This is a genomic window from Kibdelosporangium phytohabitans, from assembly GCF_001302585.1.
GTDB classification, from domain to species: domain Bacteria; phylum Actinomycetota; class Actinomycetes; order Mycobacteriales; family Pseudonocardiaceae; genus Kibdelosporangium; species Kibdelosporangium phytohabitans.
The window spans coordinates 9,201,651-9,226,828 of the sequence record NZ_CP012752.1; the positions used below are offsets into that span (position 1 = coordinate 9,201,651).

Here is a 25,178-nt window from a genome sequence, read left to right on the forward strand (position 1 = left end):
GACGATATTGATAACGGTTAGATTTCGACGGTGATCGTCAGCGGCGACAGACCCGGCCCGTGGCAGGCCGATGACCGACCCCAGTCATCCGGGCAGTCTCCTCTACCACCTCCTGCCACGGACGAACCGGTGGACCCAGCCGCGGCGGCGGAGTTCCTCCAGCAGTTCCACGCGGAGAACCCATCAGCCGGTGACGTGGACCGGCGGGTGGCGTGGGTGATGGCGGAGATCGACCTGACCGGCACCTATCAGCACACGACTGCCGAACTGGCGTACGGCGCCCAGCTCGCCTGGCGCAACAGCGCCCGGTGCATCGGCCGGTTGTACTGGCGGAGCCTGCGGGTGCGTGATCTGCGGGCGATCCGGGCAGCCGACGACATCGCCGAACACTGTGTCCGGCACCTGAGGCAGGCGTGGAACGGCGGCAAGATCCGGCCGATGATCTCGGTCTTCGCCCCGCAGGCGCCGGGACGCCCGGCGCCCCGGATCTGGAACGAGCAACTGATTCGCTATGCGGCGTACCCGAAGAAGGACGGTGGTGTGCTTGGTGATCCCCGCTACCTGGGTTTCACCGACTCGGTGGTGAAACTCGGCTGGCGGCCGGCCGAACCACGCGGCGCGTTCGACGTGTTACCGCTCGTGATCGAGACAACCGAGGCCGGTGTCCAGCTGTACGAGTTACCGGCCGACGCGCTCCAGGAGGTGGCTATCACCCACCCTGACCTGCCGTGGCTGGCCGAACTCGGGCTGCGCTGGCACGCGGTCCCCGTCATCAGCAGCATGCGGCTCGTCATCGGTGGAGTCTCCTATCCCGCCGCGCCGTTCAACGGCTGGTACATGGGGACCGAGATCGGCGCGCGCAACCTCGCCGACATCGAACGCTATGACCTGCTTCCCGAGGTCGCCCGCAGGCTGGAGCTGGATACCAGCAGCGAGACGACGTTGTGGCGGGACCGTGCGATGGTGGAGCTCAACCGGGCCGTCCTGCACTCGTATGCCGCGGCGGATGTCACCATCACCGATCACCACACGGAATCCGGCCGGTTCATCAAGCATCTGGAGAAAGAACAGCGTGCGGGGCGCACCTGCCCGGCCGACTGGAGTTGGATCGTGCCGCCCATGACCGGTTCACAGACCCCCGTATTCCACCGTTACTACGACATCGAGCAGCTGAGGCCGGAGTTCGTCCTCGATGACGACGCCGCGCGTCGCGGTACCCACGGCGTGTCCATGGCACCTCTCCCCGCCAGTCCGCTCCCGGAGACACCGAGACCCATCTGGCATTACCTGTACGACAACACGACTCGTTCCACCTGACCATGCGTGTCTCCGAGGCCCGGGAAGTGGCCCGGCGATGGACAGAGACCGAAGGCGTCCTGCTTCTGGGGTTCGCGGGTGCCTTCCTCCAGGGTTCAGCGCTGTGGGCGCCGGCGGATGCCGTACACCCAGCGGACTCCGATGTTGACGTGATGATCGCCATCGATGGCGACCCGGCCAGACTTCCACCAGGGAAGTTCCGGTACGGGGGTGTTCTGCTGGAGGTGTCGGCGATGAGCACGAGCCGGCTCAGCTCGCCGGAAGCCGTCCTGAGCGACTACCACCTGGCCGGAAACCTGCACCTGCCTGGCATCCTCGCCGATCCGACCGGCCACCTGACCGCGTTGCACACGGAGGTGGCCCGGCGTTTTGGCGACAACGAGTGGATCCAAGCCCGCTGCACGGACGCCATGAACCGAATCCGCGACCGTCTCACCACAATGGACACCACCGCACCACTGCCCGGCCAAGTGACGAACTGGCTGTTCGGCACAGGCGTGACAACACACGTGTTACTGGTCGCAGCCCTGCGAAACCCGACCATCCGACGCAGGTACACCGCAGTCCGAGAGCTACTGCGAGAAAACGACAAACTCGACTACCACGAACACCTCCTGCACCGTCTCGGCTCAGCAAACCTGACCCAAGGCCAGGTCACCGATCACCTGAACGCACTGACAACCGTGTTCGACGCGGCCACAGCCGTAACAGCGGACTACAGATTCGCTTCCGACATAACGGAAAGTGCCCGCCCCACCGGCATTGACGCCTCCCACGACTCGATCGCGGCAGGCCTGCACCGTGAAGCCGTCTTCTGGATCGTGGCGACCTACTGTCGCTGCCTGACCAAACTTTCCCTGGCAGACAGACCAATCGACCACCGCCTGAATGCCTTCCACGCCCTGTTGGCAGATCTGGGCGCGCTCACTGCCGACGACCGCCGCAAGAAGGCCGACTGGGTCCTCGCCGACCTACCCGGCCTGACCGAGATCGCACTGGCGCTGGTCCTCGAAGGTGATGTGGCGGGTCTGGTTTGATCTTGGATTTGTGGTGCGCAGGCATGAGCTGACCGACGAGCAGTGGCAGGCGATCCAGGCGTGGTTACCGGTGTCCGGGGCGAAGGGCGGCCTCGAGTGGATGACCGGCGGGTGATCAACGGGATGGTGAAGGCCAAGACCGGAAGGTGATGTCGATGCCGGTAGCGCGCACGACGGTGCCGAGGTGGTCGATGTGGGGCAGGACGGGATGGGGTCGCGGAGGACTTCGACGGTGAGTGACTTGGCGGGACCTGCCAGAACGCCATGGGCCGTGGAAGACCGACGACAACCGGTCGTTGGCGCTGGTCACGCGACGGCACTTTGACCATGCTGGTGTCCACAGCGCGGATGATCGCCGAGACGATCGACGAGTTGGACCGGGAGGCGTCGGTGAATTCCAGCATCGTGCGGGCACACCAGCATTCCGCCAGCGCCCGCCGCATCACCGGTCACACACAGGGGGCGAGCGGATCGCGCGCCGGGCAAACCGAGCTAACGCTGGTTCGTCTGCCGTTGCTCATCACTGACCACGTCACCTTGAGGACGGGCTCTAGCCCTCGGCGAGAACGCGAAGCAGCACAACCCCTGACACGATAAGCACAATCGGCCCGATCCTCGCAAACGTGGGTGGATCGCCGCTGACGAGAATGCCGACGACTACCGTTCCGGCAGCCCCGATCCCAGTGAAGACCGCATAAGCCGTCCCGATGGGTAAGGTCCGTACAGCCACTGTCAGCAGGTATACAGCGGCACACATGAGGACAAGCGACAGAACCGTCGGCCCCAACCGGGTGAAGCCTTCAGTCGGCTTCAAGCTCAACGCCCACGCCACTTCGACAACTCCAGCGGCGAGCAAGACCAGCCAAGCCATGACAACTCCATAGACCATTGGAAAATGAACCGCGCAGGGTCATCAGCCGCGCAGTCTTATGTCGTGATTCCCCTGCACACCAACGTGATCAGGCGTCATCCCGCCTGTATTGACAACATCACAGAAAGCCCAGCGAGAGGCATCCGGAAATCTCAGGGCAAACCCGCCGCTGTCCACAACAGCACATCATTCGCCACCACCCAGCACGCCATGGGCGAGGCGCTCAAGGCCGACGATGATCTCCTTCGTCGACAGTCCATGTTCTTTCCGCTGGTACGTATAGACATCCGGCGCCAACGGAGCCAGCAGCGAGTCGGCGAGGGCATCCGCCTCCGGCACTTGCGCCGCGACCAGCAGCGAACGCACATGCGCCCGCCAGAATCCGTACGCGCCGGTCCGCAGCCGGGACTGACCGACCTCGGTGCCCAGTACCAGTTCGTGGTGCTGTTCGAGCAGTTCGACCATCGCCGCGTAGAACGCCGTCAACCGTTCCGCCGGGGCCGCTCCCGGTCCCAGCGGTGGGTCGCCGCGCAGCAGTTGTTCCTGCAGTTCGTGTTCGTGTGCGTCGAGCAGCGCTGTCGCGATCGAGGCCACGTCCGGGTAGCGCCGGTACAGCGTCGCGCGGCCGACGTCCGCCGCTTGGGCGATGTCGGCCATCGTGACGTTCCGCGCGCCTTTGGTCGCGAACAGCAGTGCGGCGGCCGACAGCACCTTCTCCTTGTTCCGCGCCGCGTCCGCTCTCATGGCACCCACCGTACACCTAAGCGGACACCGTGACCACTTAGTTGCCGAGCTGGTCCGCCGCGAGGAAGTGGGCCAGGTCGCGAGTCGCCGGGTACAGGGCCCGGTAGTGCTCGTAGAACAGGTCGTACTTCGCTGTCCGCGCCGGGTCGGGCGTCACCGTCCTGGCCAGCGGGTTCCAGTCGGCCACGGGGTGCCCCATGGCCGATGCGGCGAACATCGCCGAGCCGAAGCAGGCGCCGACAGTCTCAGCCGGCAGTTGCTGCGGCACGCCTGTCACATCGGAGACGATCTGCGCCCACAGGTCACCCTGGGTGCCGCCGCCGACCGCGACCACCCGCTGTTGTGCACCGCCCATCACCTCGAGGTTGTGCCGCAGGCCGTACGCCGTGCCTTCGAGCGCCGCCCGGTAGATCTCGGCTTGGCCGTGGCTCAACGTCAGCCCGGCGAGCACTCCCCGCGCGGCCGGGTCGAAGATCGGCGTCCGCTCCCCGGCGAAGTACGGCAGCATCAGCAGTCCCCGGCTGCCTGCGGGAACGGCGGCCGCGCGGGTGACCAAGTCGCTGAACGACCCGGCGAACAACTGCCGCAGCCAGTCAGTGATCGCACCCGAGGTCGCCATCCCGGCCGCGAGCGAGTACGTGCCCTCGAAGGCGCCTTGGGTTGTCCAGAGCGCCGGGTGCGGCCGGGGTTCCGGCTCGACTTTGATCACGAACATCGTCGTGCCGTACATGACCATCACGTCGCCGGGCGATCGCACGCCGACACTGGTCGCCTCGGCCCACGCGTCGATCGTCCCCGCGGTCACCGGCAGCCCTTCGGGCAAGCCGGTCTGCTCAGCGGCTGCCGCCGTGATCGTGCCGACGACGTCACCGGGCCAGAACAACTCCGGCAACGTCAGGTCCGGCGCCAGGTCGGCACACCAGTCCCGCGCCCAGTCGGCCGTGTGCATGTCGTACATCGGGTCGCATTGGCTCGCGGAGTGGTGATCGAGCACATAGCGGCCCGTCAACCGGAGAACGAGGTAGGAACTGGCCATCAGCAACAACGACGTTCGTGCGAAGACGTCCGGCTCGTTGCGTGCCAGCCACATCACCTTCGGGCCGACGGCCTGGCTGGACAACGGGGTTCCGCCGCGCCGCAGTATCGCCTCGGCACCCAGCGACGCGGTCATGTCCTCGATCTCCGCTGTCGCCCTGGTGTCCACTCCGTACAGGATCGCGGGCCTGAGCGGCCTGCCGTCCGCCGACGCGGGCAGCAGGCACGGGCCGATGCCGCTGACACCGAGACCGGTGATCGGTGACGGCGCCGCGGCGACCAGCTCACCCGCGATCGCGACGAAGTCAGCCCACCACACGGCCTCGGCGTCGTGCTCGGCCCAGCCGGGCCGCGGTGACGAGACCGTGTGCGGACGGCTCGCGCGGGCGACGATCGTCCCATCCGGACGGACGAGCACCCCCTTGGAACTCGATGTCCCGATGTCGATCCCGATCAGCACCCGCTCATCAACTCCGTCTTCAGCGCTGTCAGCCCCTGGTGAACTCGTCGAGCGCCACGCCGAGCAGCGAGCACGCCGCACGCACGGTGGCGCGGTGGTCGCCGGGGATGGCGTGGATGTGGTTGGCCCCGAACCGGGACAGGAACACCTCGGCCGGCGCGTCCAGCCGGGCGAAGGCGTGCGGCCATTCCGGCGTCGACTGGTTCATCAACGCCTGGTTGGTCTCGTCGTCGTAGGTTTCGAAGCTGCCGAGCATCAACTGCATTCGATACGCGCCGTCTTTCCGTGTCAAGCGCCCCAGCGTCATTTCGCCCGGCGCCGCGAGGTGGTGCACGGACGCGCCACCGGCGGGGAAGAAGAACACCTCCGGGTACAGGTGTACGCGGGCCAGGTTCTCGGCCGGGTCGGAGCTGCGGGCCGCGTACCAGGTCGCGTGCTGCCCCGAGTTGCACAGATCCCAGATGTCCCGATCGCCGTGGTAGTGCCGTACGTCGGCGAACAGCACCGGAGTGCCGGTGATCTGCTTGAACAGCTGCATGGTCAACGCGCCGTCCATGTCCGCCTCGGTCGCGCAGACGTGGGGTTGTTTGGGGCCGTTCCAGTCGTACGGGTCGTTGAGGAACGCCTCGGCGACGTCCATCGTGGCGAAGTGCTGGGTCAGCTCGGGCTGTCCCTTGATCCCGGTGAAGTCCAGGTTCCACTCGCCGATCAGGTCACGCATCGCGATGTACGACCCGATCTGCCGCTCGAGCAGCTCCGGCGTGAGCTTCTTGCCGTCGTAGTGGACGGTCGCGTGCCGTTCCAGCCATTCCCGTGCCATGGCCTTCTCACCGGCGTCGGCCAGTTCGGCGCGCCGGACGATCTCCCACTGGTCGATCTCCTCGACGTCGATGCCGAACAGCCGCTGCCACTGGTCGGTGTTGGCGACCGCGGTGTTCATGCCCATCGGCCGTCCGCCGATCCGGCCGAACGTGGAGCCCCGCAGTGCGGCGACTGCCGCGGCGGCCGTGGCGTGCACGCCGATCGACGCGATCAGCTCCGGCGAGGCCGGGTCGCCCCACAGCCGCGTGTGCGCGCGTCCGATCTGGTCGAGCGCGCCGCCCGCGGCGAGCATGCCGACCATGCCGGGCTGCACCGGGTCGACGTTGGACAGCAACAGCAGCGGTCCGTCGATCGCGCCCGCCGCGAGCATCGTGAAGTGCGGGAAGGCCCACACCGCGTAGTGCAGCACGGTCAGGTCGACGTCCGCCGCGGCGATCTCACGCGCGACCGAGGTCGCGAGCGTGTTGGCGCTGACCGGGCTCGAGCCGCGGACCACGTCGTGGCCCGCGTCCGTCAGCCGGGCGGCGAGCTTGTCCTCGGTCTGGCGGATGAAATCGGCGATTCCGCCGTGTACGTAGTCTCGGCCGTCGGAAATGCTGATCACGCCGATTCGGGCCACGAGTCCTCCAACGCGTTCGCAGTGAGACTGCCCTCGAGTCGAGTAATCGATTACTCGTGACGCTATTCTCCGGGCCGAGTAGTGTCAACATCGCCGCAGTGCCCCAAGCGCTGCAAAGACGTTCACAGCAGTTCACAGAGTGAGGCCGGTGGGTGTGGCGACCATCAACGACGTGGCGATCAAGGCCGGGGTCTCGACGGCGACCGCGTCACGCGCACTGAACGGGAAGTCCACAGTAGATCCGGCACTGGCGGCCCGCGTGCTCTCCGCCGCGGCCGAACTGGGCTACCAGCCCAACGGACCGGCCCGCAACCTGCGCCGCCAGGAGACAGCGGTCCTCGCGTTGATCATCTCGGACGTCGAGAACCCCTTCTTCACCTCGATCGCCCGCGGGGTGGAAGACGTGGCCCAAGCAGTGGGCTACTCGGTGGTGCTGTGCAACTCCGACGAAAGCCCGGAGAAGGAGCGGCGGTACATAGACGTCGCGATCCAGGAGCGGGTAGCGGGCATCGTGCTCTCGCCGACTGGCACGGCGACCAATGTAGACCTCCTGACGGCCCGGCGAACCCCGCTGGTCGCGGTGGACAGGGCGCTGCCGTCAGCAGAAGCCGACATGGTCCTAGTCGACACGAGAAGCGCGGCCAAACAAGCCACGACGCACCTGATCACCCAAGGGTACGAACGGATCGGCTGCGTGACCGGCCCAGCCGGGATCCCCACAGCGGACGACCGACTGGCGGGATACAAGGACGCGCTGCGGGCAGCGAAACGCCGCACCCCGGCCAAGCTCGTCCGCCGCTCGGAATACAGGTCAGACGGCGCGTACGAGGCGACCATCGACCTGCTGAACTCACCGGACCGCCCGGACGCGTTGCTGGTCGCCAACAGCACGATGGCCATCGGCGTGCTCGAAGCGCTCTCTACATTGGACCTCCGGCTGGGTAAGGACATGGGCGTGGTCGCGTTCGATGACGCGCCCTGGGCTCAACTGGTCGACCCACCTCTGTCAGTGGTGTCCCAACCCGCTTACGACATCGGGAAAGCAGCGGCGCAACTCCTGCTCGCACGTATCGCGAACAGTTCGTTGGCCTATACCACCACCACGCTGAGCGCCACGCTCATCACTCGCGGCAGCTCAACCCGCTGACACCGCCCCAGTCGTTGTCCGGGGCGGTGATCGGCTCTTGCCCGGACAGGGGCAGGCAAGAGCCGACCGGCCTCATCCAGTCTTCGTCTGCATCCGGTAGCGCGCGGCCGACCACGCCGGTGCGCCTGTCTGCGGTTCGAGCCGGATGGTCACCGAGTTCTTTCCCGCCACCGCGCTCTCCGGCAGCTCGAACGTGTCCTCCAGCCACCGCGACGACGTGTTCCCCAGTGGCTGCGACCACGTTCCCACTGCTGTTCCGTCAACGAAGACGCTCGCCTGCTGGAAGGCTTCGCTCTGGTCGTTCATCCGCAGCAGCCTGGCTCCGGTGCTTCCCGGGGCCAGCTTCAGCGTGAACGTGATCGGCCCTGTGGTTGCCGCGACACCGTCGGACACGTTGACCTTGTCGTCCTTGCCTTCGAAGGTCGATTGCAGTGTTCGGCGGGTTTCTCCCGTCGACTGGTATCCGTGGGCCGCGCGGCTCGCGTCGTCCGCTACGTCGAGGACGTCGCTTTCAGTCAGGGACGGCCGGGATTGGCCGTACCAGTACGACGTCGAACTGTAGTTCGCCGGTGCGTCGTTCACCGGTCCGTGCTGGATGTCGAAGCGCAGGTTCGACGAGAACGAGACCGCCTCGCCGATCATCAGGCGGTAGGCCCCTGTGCAGTCGTGCTGGCATCCGTCGCCGTTCAGCTCCCATGCCGGGTTCCCGGCCAGTGGCATCGTGTACGTGATGCCGTCGCGGAAGTACCAGCCGGATTCGTAGAAGTCCTCCGTGCCTGTTCCGTAGATCGTCGGTGTCGCCGCACCGTCCACGTACACGCGTTCGTCGCCTTCCAGGTACAGGCGCATGTTGCCGTTGGGGATAGCGCCTCGCATCGAGTGCGTCACGCCGTAGTACACCCCGCGCCCGCTTGCCTGGAGGAACGTGAAGTCCTGGCCTGGCACTGTGTTCCCGGCTTGCTTGGTCGCGCGGAAGTAGCCGATCTTGCCTGACTGAAGGGCCGCCGCGACTGATGGGTCGGTGGCGTGGTCCGTTTCCACGGTCACGTCGCCGAGTTCGATGCCGCTTTGGTTTATCAGCGTCACGGTCGCGTTGTGTGCGTACGGCATCGGCCACCAGGACGTGTACCAGCCGTCCGGTGATGTGTCGATCGACGACATCAACGTCATCGTGTCGTACTCGCCCAGGCCTGAGCCGAAGAACTCGCCGAGCGGGGCGTCCACTCCCGTCTTGCCGTCGAAGGCGATCACGACTCGCACGCCACTGAGCAGCGCGTCCGACTTGGCCACCTCGGCCGGTGCGACCGGGTAGCGGAAAACCCGGTATCCCTGCCAGTTCAGGCCTTTGATCGTGTACCCGTGCGCCTGCTCCTCGCCGGGGTGGTTCGGGCCGACGTCCATCACGTCCGTGCGGCGCCAGTCACCGAGGACGTTGCTGTGCACGTTGTAGTGGAACTCGTTGACGTCCAAATCGGACGATATGTACTCGTTCAGCACGGTCAGGGCCGACTTGCCCGCGGTCAGCGCCGGTGGCACCAGGATGCTCTGGTCACGCCATTCGCCCGTCGGGACCCGCGGCCCGCTTTCCCAGAAACCCACTTGGGTTCCGTCGACCACCAGCCGGGCGCGCTGGTTGCCCACCTGCGGGTCGTAGCGCCTGGTTATCCGCACTCCTGTGTTCGCCGGGTCGATCGCGACCTTGAACGTCGTCGACCCGCCCACCGCGAACGCCCGCCCGTCGTCGCCGACCCGGGGGCTGGCCACGATCTGCGGGACCTTCACGCGCAGCTGGGTCAGCCAGCCCGACCCGGCCAGCGCCGCCACATTCCTCGACTTGCCCGCCGCGACCGAGCCCGTCGCGACCGGCGCCTTGGTCGCGGACACTCCCTTCGGGTCGCGGATGCCGTATCCGCGCAGCTTCGCGACCACGTCGAGTGCCTTGTCAGCCGGGTCGAACGTCTGCACGCCGTCGGCGTCCGCGAAATCCCGGTACGACACGTGGTGGAAAAGCGGGTTCGCCTGCACAGTCACCCGCATCGACTCGCGGTACGGCATCGGCACCTTGACCACCGCGCCACCGGAGGTGTCCTCGCCGTTGCCGACCAGTGGCCAGACCCACGGCGCGCCGAGCTTCCCGTCGACGACTTCCTGCAGCAGGTTGTCCAGGACGACCCGGCCGTCCAGCTCGATCTTGATCCGGCCGTTGTTGACCATCGAGCCGAAGTCGCGGGTGAACCACATCGAGTCGATCTGCCCCGCGCCGGTCCGTTCGGCGATCACGCACCCGGTCGCTGTCTTGCGCAGGCACGAATACGTCCCGACGAACCCGTCGTCGTTGCCGCCCGCGCGGTCGAAACTGGAGAACTGCCGCGACATGGCGCCAGGTCTCATCGCCGCCAGCTGGTCCATCTGGCGATAGACCTGCCAGCCGATCGGGCCCTTGTCCGTCGCACTCGTGACCCGCGGTGCCGCCTGGGCGGCACCGCTGACCGAGCTGAGGACGAGGGCGGAGATTACTGTGGATGCGAGCAGGGACCCGAAGCGCATCCCGCCTCCTCTGTATGGTGTTGTTCAGCCGCTGCCCTCGCACAGCGGTCTGGGCCTCAGTTGCCTGAGTTCTCCTTCGCGTAGACCTGTGCCGCGTTTTCCTTCGTGATCAACTGCGTTTTCAGCGTCTGTGTCCTGGGCACCTGCTGGCAGTCCACCAGGATCTTCTTCGCCGCCTCGACGGCTTCCTTGCCCGCGGTGGGGTAGATCAGCGTCGCCGAGAGGCGCCCGGCCTCGACGGCTTTCAGTCCGCCGGACGGGATCGGCAGGCCGTCGATCCCGATGAACTTCAACGCGTCCTGCTTGCCGGCGGCTCGCGCGGCCAGGTGGGCGCCCTCGGCCATCGGGTCGTTGTGCGCGTAGATCACCGAGACGTCCGGGTTGGACTTGAGGATCGCGTCCGCCTTCTCCTGGCCCTTCTCCCGCAGCCAGTCGCCGTCCTGGCTGACGACGATCTCGATCTTGCGGCCGCGGAGCGACTCGCGGAAGCCGTCGCCGCGTTCCTTGGCGGGCGTCGAACCGGCCAGGCCGCGGATCTCCGCGATCTTGCCGCCGTCGGGCAGCAGCTGCTCGGCGACGTACTTGCCCGCCTGGCGGCCGATCTCCACGTTGTCCGCGCCGATCCACGAGGTGTACGCGTCGCCTTCCACCTTGCGGTCCAGCACGATCACGGGAACGCCTTTGTCGAAGGCCTTCTTGACCACGCCGGTCAGCGGCTTGGCCTCGTTCGGGCTGATGATGAGCAGGTCGATCTGCTGGGTCAGGAAGTTCTCGACGTCGGACACCTGGCGGGAGTTGTCCTGCTGCGCGTCGGTGAAGCGGACTTCGAACTGCGGCACCGCCTTGGCCGCGGTCCTGATGTCGTCGTCCATCCGTTGCCGGTACGGCTCGGCCACGTTGGCCTGGCTCATGCCGATGACGTACTTGCCGTCGGCGCCCTTGCACGGCGCGTTCGACGCGGTCCCGCCGGGACGGTTCTCGCTTGTCGTCCCGCAGGCCACCAAGGATCCGAGCACCACAGCAACCCCTAAGAGCGCCTGTACGCGCATGCCTTGTCCTTTCTCCCTCAGGTTGACGGGCGGAGCCGTTGCAGGCCCGCCGCAACCACGATCACGAGCCCCTTGATCAGGAGCTGGACGTTCGTGTCGACGCCGTTGAGCGCCAGGATGTTGTTGAGCACGCCGAGAAGCAGCGCACCGGCCACGGTTCCGACGACCGAACCGCGCCCACCGGCCAGGCTCGTGCCGCCGACGACGACCGCGGCGATCGCGTCGAGTTCGTAGCCCAGGCCGTCGTTGGGGCTGCCCTGGTTGAGCTGGCCGGCGTGGATGATCCCGGCCAGGGCGGCGAGCAGCCCGCAGATGCCGAACACGGCGATCTTGACCCGTTTGACCGGCACACCGGACAGCCGCGCCGCCTTCTCGTTGCCGCCGATGGCGTAGATGTGCCGCGCGAACGCCGTGCCGCGCAGGAAGAGGATCGCCAACGCGGCCACCACGACGAAGATCAGCGCCGGGATGGGTACCAGCCCGTTGAACGTCCGCTCGCCCAGCAGGGAGAACGCCACCGGCGCCTCGCCCGGCCCGTCACCGTAGGCGATCGCGACGCCCTGCCCGCCCGACCAGATCCGCGCGAGACCCCGCGCGCACTGCAGGCCTGCCAGGGTGACGATGAACGCCTGGATGCCGAACGCGGCCGACGCGACGCCCTGCAGCAAACCGAAGCCGAGTCCGACGGCCAGAACGATCAGCACAGCCGGGATGAGGCCGAAGTCGTTCTCCACCAACAGCACCGCGGACCCGGCCGCGGCGAGGCCGAGCATCGCGCCGACCGAGAGGTCGATGCCGCCGATCAGGATCACGAACGTCATGCCGACCGCGATGATCCCGATCTCCGACACCGCCCGCACCACGTTGAACAGGTTGTCGCCGGTGAGGAACAGCAGTTCGCCGTTGCGGCTCGGCGAGAACACGATCGCCGCGATGAACACCGCGACCAGGCCGAACAGGCTCTGGAAGCGGAACACGACGGCGAGCACGCTCTGCCGCCGGGACGCCACGAACTCCGTACCGGTCATAAGGTGACGACCTCCCCCATGGATGCCGCGAGCAGTTCGGCCTCACCGGCCTGCGAGGTCCGCAGCTCCGCGACGTCACGCCCGCCGCGCAACACGACCACCCGGTCGCACACACCGACCAGCTCCGCCAGTTCGGACGACGCGAGCAGCACGCCCATCCCGCGCTGCGCGGCCTGGCCGAGCAGTTGGTAGATCTCGGCTTTGGCGCCGACGTCCACACCTCGAGTCGGTTCGTCGAGCAGCAGCAGTTCCGGTTCGGTGAGCAGCATCCGCCCGAGCACGACCTTCTGCTGGTTCCCGCCGGACAGCGCGGATACCGGGTCGCGCACCGACGCCAGTTTGATGCTGAGGTCGTGCACGATCCGGGTCGTCTCCGCGGTTTCCCGCCGCCGGGACACCACACCGAGCCGCGCTATTCGATCCACAACGGACAGAACGGTGTTGGCCAGCACCGAGTGGTCCAGCGCCAGCCCGGAGATCCTGCGGTCCTCTGGCATGTAGACCACGCCCGCGCGGATCGCCGAGCGCGGTCTGTGGTGGCGCAGCGGGCGCCCCTTGAACGTCACCGCCCCCTGCCAGCGCCCGCCCGCGCCGAACAGGGTCTCCAGCAGTTCGGTGCGGCCCGCACCCAGCAGGCCGGCCAGGCCGACGATCTCGCCGCGGCGGACGGTGAGGCTGATTCCCGCCGGGTCGCGGCGCCCCGGCCGCGTGCGGGGTACGACGAGATCCCGCACTTCCAGCAACGTCTCGCCGGAGGTGACGTCCTCGTGGGTGGTGAACATCGCCCGCACCGGGCGGCCGATCATCGCCTCGGCGGCCTGGTCGGCGGTCATGTCCCTGGCGTCGAACTCGGCGACGACGGATCCGTTGCGCAGGACCGTCGCGCGGTCGGCGATCCGGCCGATCTCGTCCATCCGGTGCGAGATGTAGACGATTCCCGCGCCGGACCGGCGTAACTCGCCGATCACCGCGAACATCCGGTCCACTTCGGCCGACGACAGCGCGGACGTCGGCTCGTCCATGATCAGCACCTTGGCGTCGAGCGAGAGCGCCTTCGCCAGGCTCACCAGCTGCTGTTCACCGGTGCGCAACTCGCCGACGTGCCTGCCGGGGTCGATGGCGATTCCGGCGCGGCGCAACAGGTTCGCGGTCTCGCGCAGCATCGCGCGCCGGTCGAGCGTGCCGACCGGGGTCCGCGGCTCCCTGCCGAGGAAGATGTTCTCCGCGACCGAGAGGCCGGGGACGAGGTCGAGTTCCTGGTGGATCATGGCGATTCCGGCGCGTTGCGCGTCGGCCGGGCCGTGGAAGCGCACGGGTTCGCCACCGACGGTGATCGTTCCGGTGTAGTCGGTCAGATCGCCGGACAGCACGCGCATGAGCGTCGACTTGCCCGCGCCGTTCTCGCCGAGCAGCGCGTGCACCTCGCCGGCCCGGACCGTGAGATCCACGTCGCGGCACGCCTTGACCCCGCCGTAGGACTTGCTGATCCGGACTAGCCCCACCAGTGATGCGACACCGTTGTCCATCCACACCCCGCCACAAGGCCGAGTAAACGATTACCCGAGACGCTAGGGTGGCCGCTCCGACGTGTCAAGCGCCGACCGAATGATCAGGGAATCGGTTGCTGTCCAACAACGGCTTGGCCGCGCGGGGAAAGCCGGTAGCCCACTGCGAGGCTCTTGGTGAGCCCGAGTTCCTTGAGCCTGCGAACGTCCGCTTTGAACTGAAGCGTCTCGCGGCCGAGCGACTGCGCGAGATCGGGCGCGCGGACACCGGGCCGCGAGCCGATCAACGAGAGCACGGTGAACGTCCACGGCCCGCGTCTACTCCGTTCGTCCATCCGGCGCAGTGCCGAGCAGATCCGCGCGATCTCCTCAGGCGAGGGCAATGACTCGCGCAACGACACCCGCGGGTCGGCGCCGGCGAACCGCAACGCCAACCGGTACACGTCGCCGTCACGGCCTGTGAGAAACGATGTCAGCTCAGCGAGGGTGTTGTATCCCGCCAACCGGGCGTCCTTGGCGGTGATCCTGCGTAGCGGGATCCGTTCGACGGAGTCGATGGCGAGGACGCCGACGGCGGTCTTGAGCGTGCCGCCCGCCGTCACCGCCGGCCGGGTCCAGCGCCGGAACACCAGCGTGACCTCGCCCGCGCGAATCCGTTCGAGGACGTTCTGCCTGATCAGCATCGTTCATACCTCTCGACAGGGACCTGCTCGAACGGCATAGTGGGAGAAGTTGCACGCACCGTGTTGGACTATGTGCGATTTGTATCCATCTTCGTGAATTTCTTCACAAAGGCGCACGAACCCGCACATCCGCGCTAGTCTATGCGAATGAGCATCGCGCTGGAGACGGTTTTGGCCAAAGCAGGGTTGCGGGTCACCCCCGGCGAGTTCCTCGGCCTGGTCGAGGACGCCGCGAGGAGGTTGTCTCCACCCAACCCCAATCCCGCTGAGTACTTCTCAGCCGACCAGCGCGAAACGCTCACCGAAGTGGGCCTCGACCTGCGGCCTCGCCGCCCGGACGAGGTCGACTCGCGGGCGCGCGCCGTCGCCGCCCAAGCCGTGCTGCGCGACTCGGCGCTGACCGTGTCCGACGCGGCCACGACCATCGGCGTGGACACCAGCCGGATCAGGCACCGCCTCGCGGCGGGCAGGCTCGTCGGCTGGAAGGACCGCGGCGGCTGGCGGTTGCCCGCGTGGCAGTTCACCGGATCGGGTGTACTGCCCGGCCTGGAGACCGTGCTGGCGGCACTGCCCATCGACCAGCCACCGCTCGTGGTGGCCGCGTTCATGACCACCCCGCAGGAGGACCTCCTGATCAGCGGGGAGCCCGGCACCCCGCGGCAGTGGCTGCTCGCGGGAGGCGATCCGGACCGGGTCGCCGCGCTGGCAGCCGTCCTCGGAACCCCCGCGTGACGGCCAGGACGACACAACCAGGCTGACGATCGAAACGCATGGCTCGGCTCCCCCAGCCACCGACTCCGGCTGCGCTCAGGTCGCTGCTGCGATCCGACGAGGACATCGTGGCGGTGCACAGCGGCACCCGCCTTGTCCGGATCTTCGCAGCGGGCGGCGCGCACCGCCAACGGTGGAACTCCTTCCGCTACACCGGCCCGCTCCCGCACGGCCGGTTCGACCCGCACCCGCTCGGCCCCGAGGGCCGTCCGGCCGACAGCCCCGGCAACGGCGTGCTGTACTTCGGCCTGTCGGTGCGCACCAGCCTCGCCGAGGTGTTCCAGTCGACGTCCATTGTGGACAGATCGACCCGGCGGCCGCACCTTGTCGTGTTCCGCCCGCAGCGCACGCTGCGCCTGCTCGACCTCTCGGGTCTCTGGCCGACGAGGGCCGGTGCCTCGCAGGAGCTCTCCAGCGGCGCGAAGGCACTGACCCAGGCGTGGGCACGGGCGATCAGGGCAGCGCACCCCGAACTCGACGGCGTCTGGTACCGCAGCTCGATGGACGGCGGTGAACCCGCGATCTGCCTGTTCGACCCGCCGTCGGGCACCGCGATCCCGCCGGCGCCCGACATGCTGCTGCCCCTCGACCACCCGGGACTCGACCTGCCGCTCGGCCGGATCTGCGAGGAGCTGAACTACACGCTCCTCAGCTGAGGTGCCGCGCCCACCACTCGAGCACCGCGTCGAAGCGTTCCTTGCGGTGGCGCGGCTTACCGGAGCGGGTCAGCTCGTGCCCTTCGGCGGGGAACAGCAGCAGCTCGGCCGGGGTTCCCTGCCTGCGCAGCGCCACGAACAGCCGCTGGCCCTGCTCGACCGGGCACCGCCAGTCGTGCTCGGAGTGCACCACGGCGAACGGGATCCTGATCTGGTCGGCGTAGGTCAACGGGCTGGCCTTGGCCTGCGCCTCCCGGTCCGAGCCGACGTACAGATCGGTGAACATGTAGCCGATGTCGGAGCTGCCGGTGAACGAGTCCCACGCGTTGACAGCGCGTTCGCTCCACGCGGCCCGGAAGCGCTGCCCGTGGTGCGCCGCCAGCCAACTGGTCATGAACCCGCCGTAGGAACCGCCCATCACGCCGACCCGCGACGCGTCCGCTTCCGGCAACGCCAAAGCGGCGTCCAGCAGCGAAAGCACGTCGTCCACGTCGACCGTGCCGAAGCCGTGCACGACCGCCTGCCCGTGGGACTGCCCGTAACCCGCCGAGCCACGCGGGTTCGGCAGGACGACGAGATATCCGGCCGAGGCGTAGACCTGCGCCTCGTCGAACAACCCCCAACCGTGGTACGCGAAAGGCCCGCCGTGCACGGCGAGCAGCACGGGGTGCGGGCCGGGCCCTTCGGGCAGCACCACCCAGCCGTGCGACTCGTAGCCGTCCGGCGACTGCCCGGAGATTTCCCTGACCTCACGCAAACCGCTGGCACGCAACGGTGGTGAGAAGTCGGCGACGACACTGCCGGCCACGGCGACCTGCCCCGCACTGTCTGGAGTGGACAGAGCGACGGCGATCCGCGCGCCGTCCACCGAGAACGCCTTGACCTTGCTCTTGGCGCCCGCCAGCAACGTGGTCTCGGCGAACGGCACCGCCGACGCGGACAACGGGACCTGCCGCAGTTCGCTGGCGCCGCGGTTGAGCGCGACGAAGACCACCGACGACCCCATCAGCTGCGGGCCGATGCCGTCCTCGCAGCAGACCGTTTCCTGGTCGGTGAGTTTGCGCGGCTGCTGAGGTTCCGCCAGGTCCAGCGGCGCCGCCCAGAGACTCGTGTTCACCGCGACCGTGTGGTCACCGTCGAACTCACGTCCCTGGAAGACAACGACTCCGTCGCCCACGACCGGGCAATGCGCGTCACCGGGCACTTCGACCACGACAACAGGTGCGCCGCCTGCCGCCGGGACGGCGTAGAGATTGGTGCGCTGGCTTTCCCGCGCGCCCCAGTCGGCCGAAGCGGGGAACACCAGCTGGGCGCTGTCCGGTGTCCAAGCCGGTTTGCCCACGTCGCAGGCACCGTCGGTCAGCTGGGTGAGCTCGCCGTCGAGGTCGGTGACGAACAGCCTGGGGCGCCGGTCGAAGACGAACCCGATGTCGTCCCAACGGTAGTCCAGCCGGGTGATCCGCCGGTGCGACTCGTCGCCCGGCTTGCCGTCCCGCGCGTAGCGGCCCTCGTCGGGCACCCGGGCGACGAACGCGATCCTGGTCGAATCCGGTGACCACACCGGTGTCTGCGCACCGAGCGGGAGGTCGGTCAACGCGCGTGCGTCCCCGCCGCCGGTGGGCTGGACGTACAGCTGCGGCCGCTCGTCCGCGGAGGCACTGCGCAGGAACGCGACCCATTCGCCGTCCGGCGAGATCGCGGGCTCACCGTCGAGGTGACCGTGCGACCACGGACTGGTCCCCGATCCGTCGACGGCCACCCGGTGCAGGCCGCCGCGGTAGCTGTTGCTCGCCAAATCGGGGTGAGCCGCTGCTACCAGCAGCAACTCACCCCGGAGGCTGATCGAATCGGTGGTCGTGAGCAGCTCGATGTCATCTGGGCGCACACGCCGACGCTACCCGATACTTAGCGAGGCTCACGACCTTCCGAAGAAGGGTCAGCCCGACGTCGTGACCGACGTGTCGCCTGACTCCTTTGCCCTGTCCCGCTTGGCCTTGATCAGGCTCGCGACCGTCGTGATGGCCAGTACACCGATGATGACGCTCAGCGACACCGCGATGTTCGGCACCCAGACGTTCAGGTGCTCGCCGCCGTTGATGAACGGCAGCTCGTTGGTGTGCAGCGCCTCGAGCACGAGCTTCACGCCGATGAACGCCAGGATGGCCGCGAGGCCGAGCTGCAGGTACACCAGCTTGTTCAGCAGGCCGCCGAGCAGGAAGTACAGCTGGCGCAGGCCCATCAGCGCGAACGCGTTGGCCGCGAAGACCAGGAACGGCTCCTTGGTCAGGCCGAAGATGGCCGGGATCGAGTCGACCGCGAACAGCAGGTCCGCCGTGCCGATCGCGATCATCACGATGAACATCGGGGTGACCATGCGCTTGCCCGCGACCTTCACGAACGACTTGGCGCCGTGGTAGTCGTCGGTGACCGGGAGGAACTTGCGCGCCAGCTTGGTCACGCCGTTCTCCTTGTACTCCTCGTCGTCGTCGCTGTGGTTCGACTTGAGGAACGTGTAGGCGGTGTAGATGAGGAACGCGCCGAACAGGTAGAACACCCAGCTGAACTCCGCGATGACCGCGGCCCCCAGCAGGATGAACACGCTGCGCATGGCCAGCGCGAGCAGTATCCCGATCAGCAGCACCTTGTGCTGGTGGATCGCGGGCACCTTGAACGCGCCCATGACCACGAGGAACACGAAGAGGTTGTCGACCGACAACGAGTACTCGGTGATGTACCCGGCGAAGAACTCGCCGGCCGGTTGGCCACCGGCGAAGTACCAGAGGCCGAGACCGAAGACGACCGCGCAGGCGACGTAGAACGTCACCCACCTGGCGGCCTCGCCGATTGTCACCTCATGGGGTTTGCGGTCGACGATCACCAGGTCGATCGCGAGCAGGACGAGAAGTCCGGCAATCGTCGCGATCCACAACCACACTGGCACACTCATGGGTCACCTCCGGTCAGGCGGGCATAGCCGTCTCCACCGGAGGTCTCTTCCGCCAGTGCGACATCCGCGCACAGACCGACGGCGCCGGGGTCATTACCACTGGTCCCAGCGGTCGAGATCCGTGTTGACGACACCGCCGCGAAGGAATACTCCCCTCCACTGCAGCCCTTATTGTCCCTATCGGCTCGCCCGGACGCCAGGCGGAGTCCCCCATCCGGTTGTTGTTCTTGGTCACATCGCCCGTTCGGCCGGTCATCGGGCCGCCGGTCGGTCACCCACAGCGAGTTCTCAGCAACCTTCCCATACGGTTCGCAGGTGCCCCGAATGTCCAAGACCCGCCTCCGCTGGCTGGCGCTCACGCTGGCCGCCGTGATCGTCGCGGCAGGAGTTCTGATCTGGGTCAACAGCGGGTCCGACGGACCCACGATCGCCACGGAGAACCGATTGGTCTCCAGCGGCGATGCCCAGCTCGACACCACCCTCTACCTGCCGGAACAGACGCCCGCACCGGCTGTGCTGGTCGCGCACGGGTTCGGCGGCAGCAAGGAGAGCGTCGACGCGGACGCCCGTGAACTCGCCCAACGGGGCTTCGTCGCGCTGGCGTGGACGGCGCGCGGCTTCGGCCGCAGCACCGGCCAGATCGCGCTGAACGCGCCGGACGCCGAGGTCGCCGACGTCAGCAGGCTGATCGACGAGCTCGCCAAACGGCCCGAGGTGCAAAAGGACGGTGACGACCCCAAGGTCGGCATCACGGGCGGTTCGTACGGTGGCGCGATCTCGTTGCTGGCCGCCGGATACGACAAGCGGATCGACGCGCTGGCGCCGGTGATCACGTACAACGACCTCGGTCAGGCGCTGATCCCGAACTCGGCGACCACGTCGGGCCAGCTGGCCGGCACACCGTCGGCCAACGCCTTCGCCGCGCAGGGCGTGTTCAAACGCTCATGGGCAGGCGTCTTCTTCGCCGCGGGCATGGGCGGAGCGGGTTTCGCCAACCCGAGCGTCGACGCCTCCGAACCGGGCAGCGACGACAACAGCAACCAACTGGCCGCACAGGACCCAGCCGCCGCGGCAGCGGGTGGCGCACAGGGCGCTCCGCCACCCGGCGGCCGAGGCGCGGCCCAGCCGAACGGCCCATGTGGCCGGTTCACCCCGCGGGTCTGTGCGGCGTACACGGAACTGGCCACCACCGGCAAAGCCAGCAAGGCCACTGTGGACCTGCTGCGGTCGGTGTCGCCGGTGTCGGTGACCGGCCGGATCACCCAGCCGACCATGATCGTGCAGGGCGAGCAGGACACCCTTTTCGGCCTCGACCAGTCCGACGCGACCGCGCGCCAGATCGCCGCGGCGGGCGGCAAGGTCAAGATGGTCTGGTACGCGGGCGGGCACGACGGCGGCAAGCCGGGCCCGAGCCTGCGCGCGAAGATCGCCGACTGGTTCGACTTCCACCTGCGCGGCCGGGGCGCCGACCCCGGCACCAGCTTCGAGTACGCCGTGCAGGGCGCGATCAGGGCACAGGGTGCGCCCAGCGTGCGGACCATGACCGCGGCGGGTTATCCCGGCCTCGGCGGCAGGTCCGCCACCGAGCGCCGTCCGATCACGTTGGCCGGTCCACAGCAGACGATCGTGAACCCGCCAGGCGGCAACCCCGGGTCGATCACGAGCATGCCCGGCCTCGGTTCCGTCGTGGCCGGGTCGGCCAGGCTGGCCAGCAGGCTCGCGGTCGACATCCCCGGCCAGGTGGCCAGGTGGCGCAGTGAACCGCTGACCAGCCAGCTGCTCGTCAGCGGCTCGTCGACAGTCCGGATCCGCGTCGAAGCGGCGCCCGGCGCGCCGGTGCCCGCCGACGGCGTGGTGCTGTTCGCGAAGCTCTACGACGTCGCCGGGGACGGAACGCGGACGCTGCCCGCTTCGGCCGTGTCACCGCTGAGGGTCACGCAACTGCCTGCGGACGTGACCGTGACGCTGCCGGGCATCGTGCGGCCGATCGAAGCCGACCACCGCATCGAAGTCGCCGTCACCACGACCGACCAGGCGTACGCGGTGCCCGCGCAACCCGCTGCCGTCACGGTCTCGCTGACCGACACGGCACTGCAGGTGCCGGTCGTGCCGGGCACGCGCTCGACCCAGACTCCGCCGATGTTCGCGCTGATCGGCATCGGTGTCGTGATCGGACTGGTCATCGTGGTGGCGATCGTCGCCGCGATCCGCCGTCGCCGCGCCGACGACGTCGACCCGGACCTGACCGGTGTGCCGCTGGTGATCGACAACCTGGCCAAGGAGTACCCCGGCGGGCTGAAGGCCGTGGACGGGTTGTCCTTCCGCGTGGAGAAAGGCCAGGTGCTGGGCCTGCTCGGGCCCAACGGCGCGGGCAAGACGACGTCGCTGCGGATGCTGATGGGCCTCATCCAGCCGACCGAGGGCTCGATCAGGGTGTTCGGGCACAAGGTGCACGCCGGTGCGCCGGTGCTGTCGCGGATCGGGTCGTTCGTGGAGGGCTCCGGGTTCCTGCCGCACCTGTCCGGCGAGGCGAACCTGCGGCTGTACTGGGCGGCGACCGGGCGCCCGCTGGAGCACGCGCACTTCGACGAGGCGATCGAGATCGCCGGGCTCGGCCACGCGGTGCGCCGCCGGGTCAAGACCTACAGCCAGGGGATGCGGCAGCGGCTGGCGATCGCCCAGGCCATGCTCGGCTTCCCGGACATGCTCGTGCTGGACGAACCGACCAACGGGCTCGACCCGCCCCAGATCCACCAGATGCGCGAGGTGCTCAAGCGCTACGCCGCCACCGGGCGCACGGTGCTGGTCTCCAGCCACCTGCTCGCCGAGGTGGAACAAGCGTGCACGCACGTGGTCGTGATGCACCGCGGCAAGCTCGTCGCCGCGGGCGAGGTCGCGGACATCGCCGCGGTCGGCGGCGAGGCGACGTTCCGCGTCGACCAGCCCGACCAGGCGGCGTCGGTGCTGGGTGAGCTGGCCGGTGTCACGGGCGTCGAGGTCGACGGCAAGCAGGTGCACGCCAACCTCGACGGCACACCGCGCTCCAAGGCACTGGGTGCTCTGGTCGCCGCCGGTGTCGCGGTCGAGCAGGCAGGCCCACGCCGACGCCTGGAGGACGCGTTCCTGGAGCTGGTCGGGGAGAACAAGGCATGAAACCCCCTGTTCTCACCCCGAAAAACCCCACCGGACAGTCCCCCACCCGACCCGGGGGGCGTCCCTGCTCCAGTCCATCGGGGATGAGGGCTGGTCAACGGGCTACTCACCGGTTGTGGACAAGTGGATTCGACGACGGTCCATCGGCTCCGGGATCACCCGGACGGTCGACAGGGGCGAGCGGATCACCCAGCTCATGCGACGGGCTCGAGTCAGGCGGGAAGTACACATGAGTACCAACAATGTGCACACCGACCCCACGGCCATCGGGGCGATGGAGGAAGCGGCCTCCCACGAACACCTGAAGGTCCAGTCCGACGGCTCGGTGGTCGGCTACAAGGCGGGCCGCACCCTCAGGATCCGCGTGGAGCTGGCCAGGCAGCTGCGCAGGCGCCGGACCCAGTTGATGCTGGGCCTGCTCGTGCTGCTGCCGGTCGTGCTGGTCGTCGCGTTCCAGATCGGACAGTCCAACCCGAACCGCAGGCAGGGCACGTTCGTCGACCTCGCGGTGGCGAGTGCGCCGAACTTCGTGGTGTTCGCGTTGTTCGTGTCGGGCACGTTCCTGCTGCCGATGATCGTGGCGATCTTCTTCGGGGACACGATCGCGAGCGAGGCGTCGTGGTCGAGCCTGAAGTACCTGCTGGCCACGCCGATCCCGCGGCACCGGCTGATCGCGCAGAAGGCGATGACGTCCGGGATCCTGTCGCTGTTCGCGTTGCTGCTGTTGCCGTCGGTGTCGCTGCTGATCGGCGTGATCTGGTACGGCGCGGGCGAAGCGGTGAGCCCGACGGGTGACGCGGTCTCGTTCGGCGACGGCGTGACGGCGATCTACGCGGCGACGATCTACATCGCGATCAACTTGCTGTGGGTGGCGGCGCTGGCGCTGTTCCTCTCGGTGTCCACGGACGCGCCGCTCGGCGCGGTCGGCGGCACGGTGCTGGTCGCGATCGTCTCGCAGATCCTCGACCAGATCACCGCGCTGGAGGACCTGCGCAACTACCTGCCGACGCACTACGCGTTCGCCTGGTCGGACCTGATCTCCACCGACATCGACTGGTCGGAGATGACGAGGGGCGCGTTCTCGGCGGTGTGCTTCGCGGCGTTCTTCGGTTTCCTCGCCGTCCGCAAGTTCACGCGCAAGGACATCACGAGCTAGCGCACATGCCACAAGGGGCGGTCACCGACGGGTGGCCGCCCCTTTGTGTTGTCAGTGACGGTACGTTGACGTACCGTGAGTGTGGTACGAAGCCGTACCACACTCAGGGAGTCCCGATGTCCCAGTCGCGCCTGAAACTCGCGGGCAATCCGGTGGTCGTCACCGGCGCCGCTTCCGGCATCGGCCGCAGCCTGGCCACCCGGCTCGACGGGCTCGGCTCCCCGGTGGCGATCACCGACGTCAACGAGGCAGGCCTGAAGGAGACCGCCGCCGGGCTGACCGGCAAGGTCCTCACCAAGGTCATGGACGTGGGCGACAGCGACGCACAAGCCGCCTTCGCCGCCGAGGTGCGCGACTGGCTGCCCGGCCCGCTGGCCGCGGTGTTCAACAACGCGGGCGTGGACGTGTCCAACACGGTCAGGGACGGCGACCCGGCCGACGACAAGTGGCTGCACGACATCAACTTCCACGGCGTCGTGCACGGCACCCGCGCGTTCCTGCCCATCCTGGTCGAGCAGGACGCGGGCGCGATCGTGAACACGTCCAGCGTGTTCGGCCTGACCGGCATGCCCGGCCACAGCGCCTACTGCGCCTCGAAGTTCGCCGTTCGCGGCTTCACCGACTCGCTGCGCCAGGAACTACGCGGCACAGGCGTGCACGCGGTCACCGTGCACCCCGGCGGGATCCGGACCAACATCGTGCGCAACGCCCGTTTCCGGCAGGACGCCTTCGGTGTCGCCAGGAGCCACGAGGACCTCACGAAGCAGTTCGACAGGATCACCATGACCACTCCGGACAAGGCCGCGGCGATCATCCATTCCGGAGTGGACGCGGGCAAGGCCCGGATCCTGGTCGGCCCGGACGCGTACTTCTTCGACGCGCTGGCACGGATCTCCCCGACGCACTACTACTCGCTGATGAACGCCGGCATCAGCCTCTACCGGCGGCTGGCGTCCCTGTCCAGGTGAACCGGGTTGTCACTGCCCCGCGGCGGCAACCTCGTACGCGTCGAACGCGCGCTTGTCGAACAGCACCAGCCGGACGGACGTGATGTCCGGTGTCTGCTTGCGCGTTTCGGCGATCGTGGCCACCGCGACCGTGGCGGCGGACTCCACCGGCCAGCGGTAGATCCCGGTGGAGATCGCCGGGAAGGCGACGGTGTGCGCGCCGAGGCCGGCCGCGACATGCAGCGAGTTGCGGTAGCAGTCGGCCAGTAGCTCCGAGCGGTCATGTGTGGCCGACCAGACCGGGCCGACGGTGTGCACCACCCATCTCGCCGCCAGTCGCCCCGCGGTCGTGGCTACCGCCTGGCCCGTCTTGAGACCTCGCCCGTAGTGTCCGGCACGCAGCGCGCGACACGCGGCGAGGATGTCCGGGCCACCCTTGCGGTGGATGGCGCCATCCACCCCGCCACCGCCCAGCAGGGACGAGTTCGCGGCGTTCACCACGACATCGACGTCCTGCTCGGTGATGTCGCCCATGACGAGTTCGAGGTGTCCCACGTGGGCATTCTTCAGTCGAGCGGATCGTCTGTCCATCGTGTTCCGCAGCGGCAACACCTGCCGCGGACGAGACACCCGGCGGGCAGCCGGACATCGCGAACCGGCGACGCCCGCTGGGCAAAAGGGGCA

General features: G+C 68.1%; 20 protein-coding genes. 8 read left to right on the plus strand and 12 right to left on the minus strand.

Translation table 11 applies throughout. The annotated features are described in order from the left end of the window. The first annotated feature begins 129 nt into the window (after positions 1-129). Positions 130-1,317, plus strand: coding sequence for a nitric oxide synthase oxygenase (locus AOZ06_RS41055; protein ID WP_236951902.1), 1,188 nt, complete (start codon positions 130-132; stop codon positions 1,315-1,317). Positions 1,318-1,466: 149 nt separating this feature from the next. Further along, positions 1,467-2,354 (plus strand): hypothetical protein, encoded by an 888-nt coding sequence (locus AOZ06_RS41060; protein ID WP_157233523.1) that lies wholly within the window; start codon positions 1,467-1,469, stop codon positions 2,352-2,354. Positions 2,355-2,904: 550 nt separating this feature from the next. Here the strand turns inward: AOZ06_RS41060 and AOZ06_RS41065 are convergent. The 4 genes from AOZ06_RS41065 to AOZ06_RS41080 form a co-directional block, all read right to left on the minus strand. Continuing rightward, positions 2,905-3,225 (minus strand): DMT family transporter, encoded by a 321-nt coding sequence (locus AOZ06_RS41065; RefSeq protein WP_054297297.1) that lies wholly within the window; start codon positions 3,223-3,225, stop codon positions 2,905-2,907. Between the two features lie 186 nt (positions 3,226-3,411). Continuing rightward, positions 3,412-3,969: a TetR/AcrR family transcriptional regulator gene (locus tag AOZ06_RS41070; protein WP_054294302.1), complete on the minus strand. Its 558-nt coding sequence runs from the start codon at positions 3,967-3,969 to the stop codon at positions 3,412-3,414. A 37-nt stretch (positions 3,970-4,006) separates the two neighbouring features. Continuing rightward, complete coding sequence (locus AOZ06_RS41075) at positions 4,007-5,464, minus strand: FGGY-family carbohydrate kinase (protein WP_054294303.1); 1,458 nt, start codon at positions 5,462-5,464, stop codon at positions 4,007-4,009. A gap of 28 nt (positions 5,465-5,492) precedes the next feature. Next, on the minus strand, positions 5,493-6,905 hold the full coding sequence (locus tag AOZ06_RS41080) for an L-fucose/L-arabinose isomerase family protein (protein ID WP_054294304.1): 1,413 nt from the start codon (positions 6,903-6,905) through the stop codon (positions 5,493-5,495). A gap of 154 nt (positions 6,906-7,059) precedes the next feature. Between AOZ06_RS41080 and AOZ06_RS41085 the strand changes: the two genes are divergently transcribed. Next, the gene (locus AOZ06_RS41085) at positions 7,060-8,052 is read left to right on the plus strand and encodes a LacI family DNA-binding transcriptional regulator (RefSeq protein WP_054297298.1); all 993 of its coding nucleotides are present in this window, start codon (positions 7,060-7,062) and stop codon (positions 8,050-8,052) included. Between the two features lie 72 nt (positions 8,053-8,124). On the opposite strand, the gene AOZ06_RS41090 is transcribed toward AOZ06_RS41085, so the two are convergent. From AOZ06_RS41090 to AOZ06_RS41110, 5 genes are all read right to left on the minus strand, one after another. Next, a complete protein-coding gene (locus AOZ06_RS41090; RefSeq protein WP_054294305.1) occupies positions 8,125-10,599 on the minus strand; it encodes a glycoside hydrolase family 172 protein in 2,475 nt (824 codons plus the stop codon). 56 nt (positions 10,600-10,655) lie between these two features. Beyond that, the gene (locus tag AOZ06_RS41095) at positions 10,656-11,648 is read right to left on the minus strand and encodes a substrate-binding domain-containing protein (RefSeq protein WP_054294306.1); all 993 of its coding nucleotides are present in this window, start codon (positions 11,646-11,648) and stop codon (positions 10,656-10,658) included. Positions 11,649-11,665: 17 nt separating this feature from the next. Beyond that, on the minus strand, positions 11,666-12,676 hold the full coding sequence (locus AOZ06_RS41100; protein ID WP_054294307.1) for an ABC transporter permease: 1,011 nt from the start codon (positions 12,674-12,676) through the stop codon (positions 11,666-11,668). After that, the gene (locus AOZ06_RS41105) at positions 12,673-14,202 is read right to left on the minus strand and encodes a sugar ABC transporter ATP-binding protein (protein WP_054294308.1); all 1,530 of its coding nucleotides are present in this window, start codon (positions 14,200-14,202) and stop codon (positions 12,673-12,675) included. Before AOZ06_RS41105 ends, AOZ06_RS41100 begins: the two co-directional genes overlap by 4 nt. 83 nt (positions 14,203-14,285) lie before the next feature. Further along, complete coding sequence (locus AOZ06_RS41110) at positions 14,286-14,864, minus strand: ASCH domain-containing protein (RefSeq protein ID WP_054294309.1); 579 nt, start codon at positions 14,862-14,864, stop codon at positions 14,286-14,288. A 147-nt stretch (positions 14,865-15,011) separates the two neighbouring features. Here AOZ06_RS41110 and AOZ06_RS41115 point away from each other — a divergent pair, with 147 nt between their 5' ends. Both AOZ06_RS41115 and AOZ06_RS41120 read left to right on the plus strand, forming a co-directional pair. Continuing rightward, positions 15,012-15,596: a hypothetical protein gene (locus AOZ06_RS41115; protein WP_042186991.1), complete on the plus strand. Its 585-nt coding sequence runs from the start codon at positions 15,012-15,014 to the stop codon at positions 15,594-15,596. 38 nt (positions 15,597-15,634) lie between these two features. Further along, positions 15,635-16,291 carry an RES family NAD+ phosphorylase gene (locus AOZ06_RS41120; protein WP_054294310.1) on the plus strand — a complete coding sequence of 219 codons (657 nt, stop codon included), beginning with the start codon at positions 15,635-15,637 and terminating at the stop codon, positions 16,289-16,291. Here the strand turns inward: AOZ06_RS41120 and AOZ06_RS41125 are convergent. Both AOZ06_RS41125 and AOZ06_RS41130 read right to left on the minus strand, forming a co-directional pair. Then, positions 16,284-18,176: a S9 family peptidase gene (locus AOZ06_RS41125; RefSeq protein WP_054294311.1), complete on the minus strand. Its 1,893-nt coding sequence runs from the start codon at positions 18,174-18,176 to the stop codon at positions 16,284-16,286. The two genes, AOZ06_RS41120 and AOZ06_RS41125, sit on opposite strands and share 8 nt — an antisense overlap. Positions 18,177-18,227: 51 nt before the next feature. Then, entirely contained in the window at positions 18,228-19,238 is a 1,011-nt protein-coding gene (locus tag AOZ06_RS41130) for a TerC family protein (RefSeq protein WP_054294312.1), read from the minus strand. 324 nt (positions 19,239-19,562) lie between these two features. Here AOZ06_RS41130 and AOZ06_RS41135 point away from each other — a divergent pair, with 324 nt between their 5' ends. From AOZ06_RS41135 to AOZ06_RS41145, 3 genes are all read left to right on the plus strand, one after another. Continuing rightward, a complete protein-coding gene (locus AOZ06_RS41135; RefSeq protein ID WP_054294313.1) occupies positions 19,563-22,391 on the plus strand; it encodes an alpha/beta fold hydrolase in 2,829 nt (942 codons plus the stop codon). 229 nt (positions 22,392-22,620) lie between these two features. Next, positions 22,621-23,547 carry an ABC transporter permease gene (locus AOZ06_RS41140; protein WP_054294314.1) on the plus strand — a complete coding sequence of 309 codons (927 nt, stop codon included), beginning with the start codon at positions 22,621-22,623 and terminating at the stop codon, positions 23,545-23,547. Positions 23,548-23,663: 116 nt separating this feature from the next. Beyond that, entirely contained in the window at positions 23,664-24,515 is an 852-nt protein-coding gene (locus AOZ06_RS41145) for an SDR family NAD(P)-dependent oxidoreductase (RefSeq protein ID WP_054294315.1), read from the plus strand. Between the two features lie 9 nt (positions 24,516-24,524). On the opposite strand, the gene AOZ06_RS41150 is transcribed toward AOZ06_RS41145, so the two are convergent. Further along, positions 24,525-25,085, minus strand: coding sequence for an O-acetyl-ADP-ribose deacetylase (locus tag AOZ06_RS41150; RefSeq protein ID WP_054297299.1), 561 nt, complete (start codon positions 25,083-25,085; stop codon positions 24,525-24,527). Between the last annotated feature and the right edge of the window lie 93 nt (positions 25,086-25,178).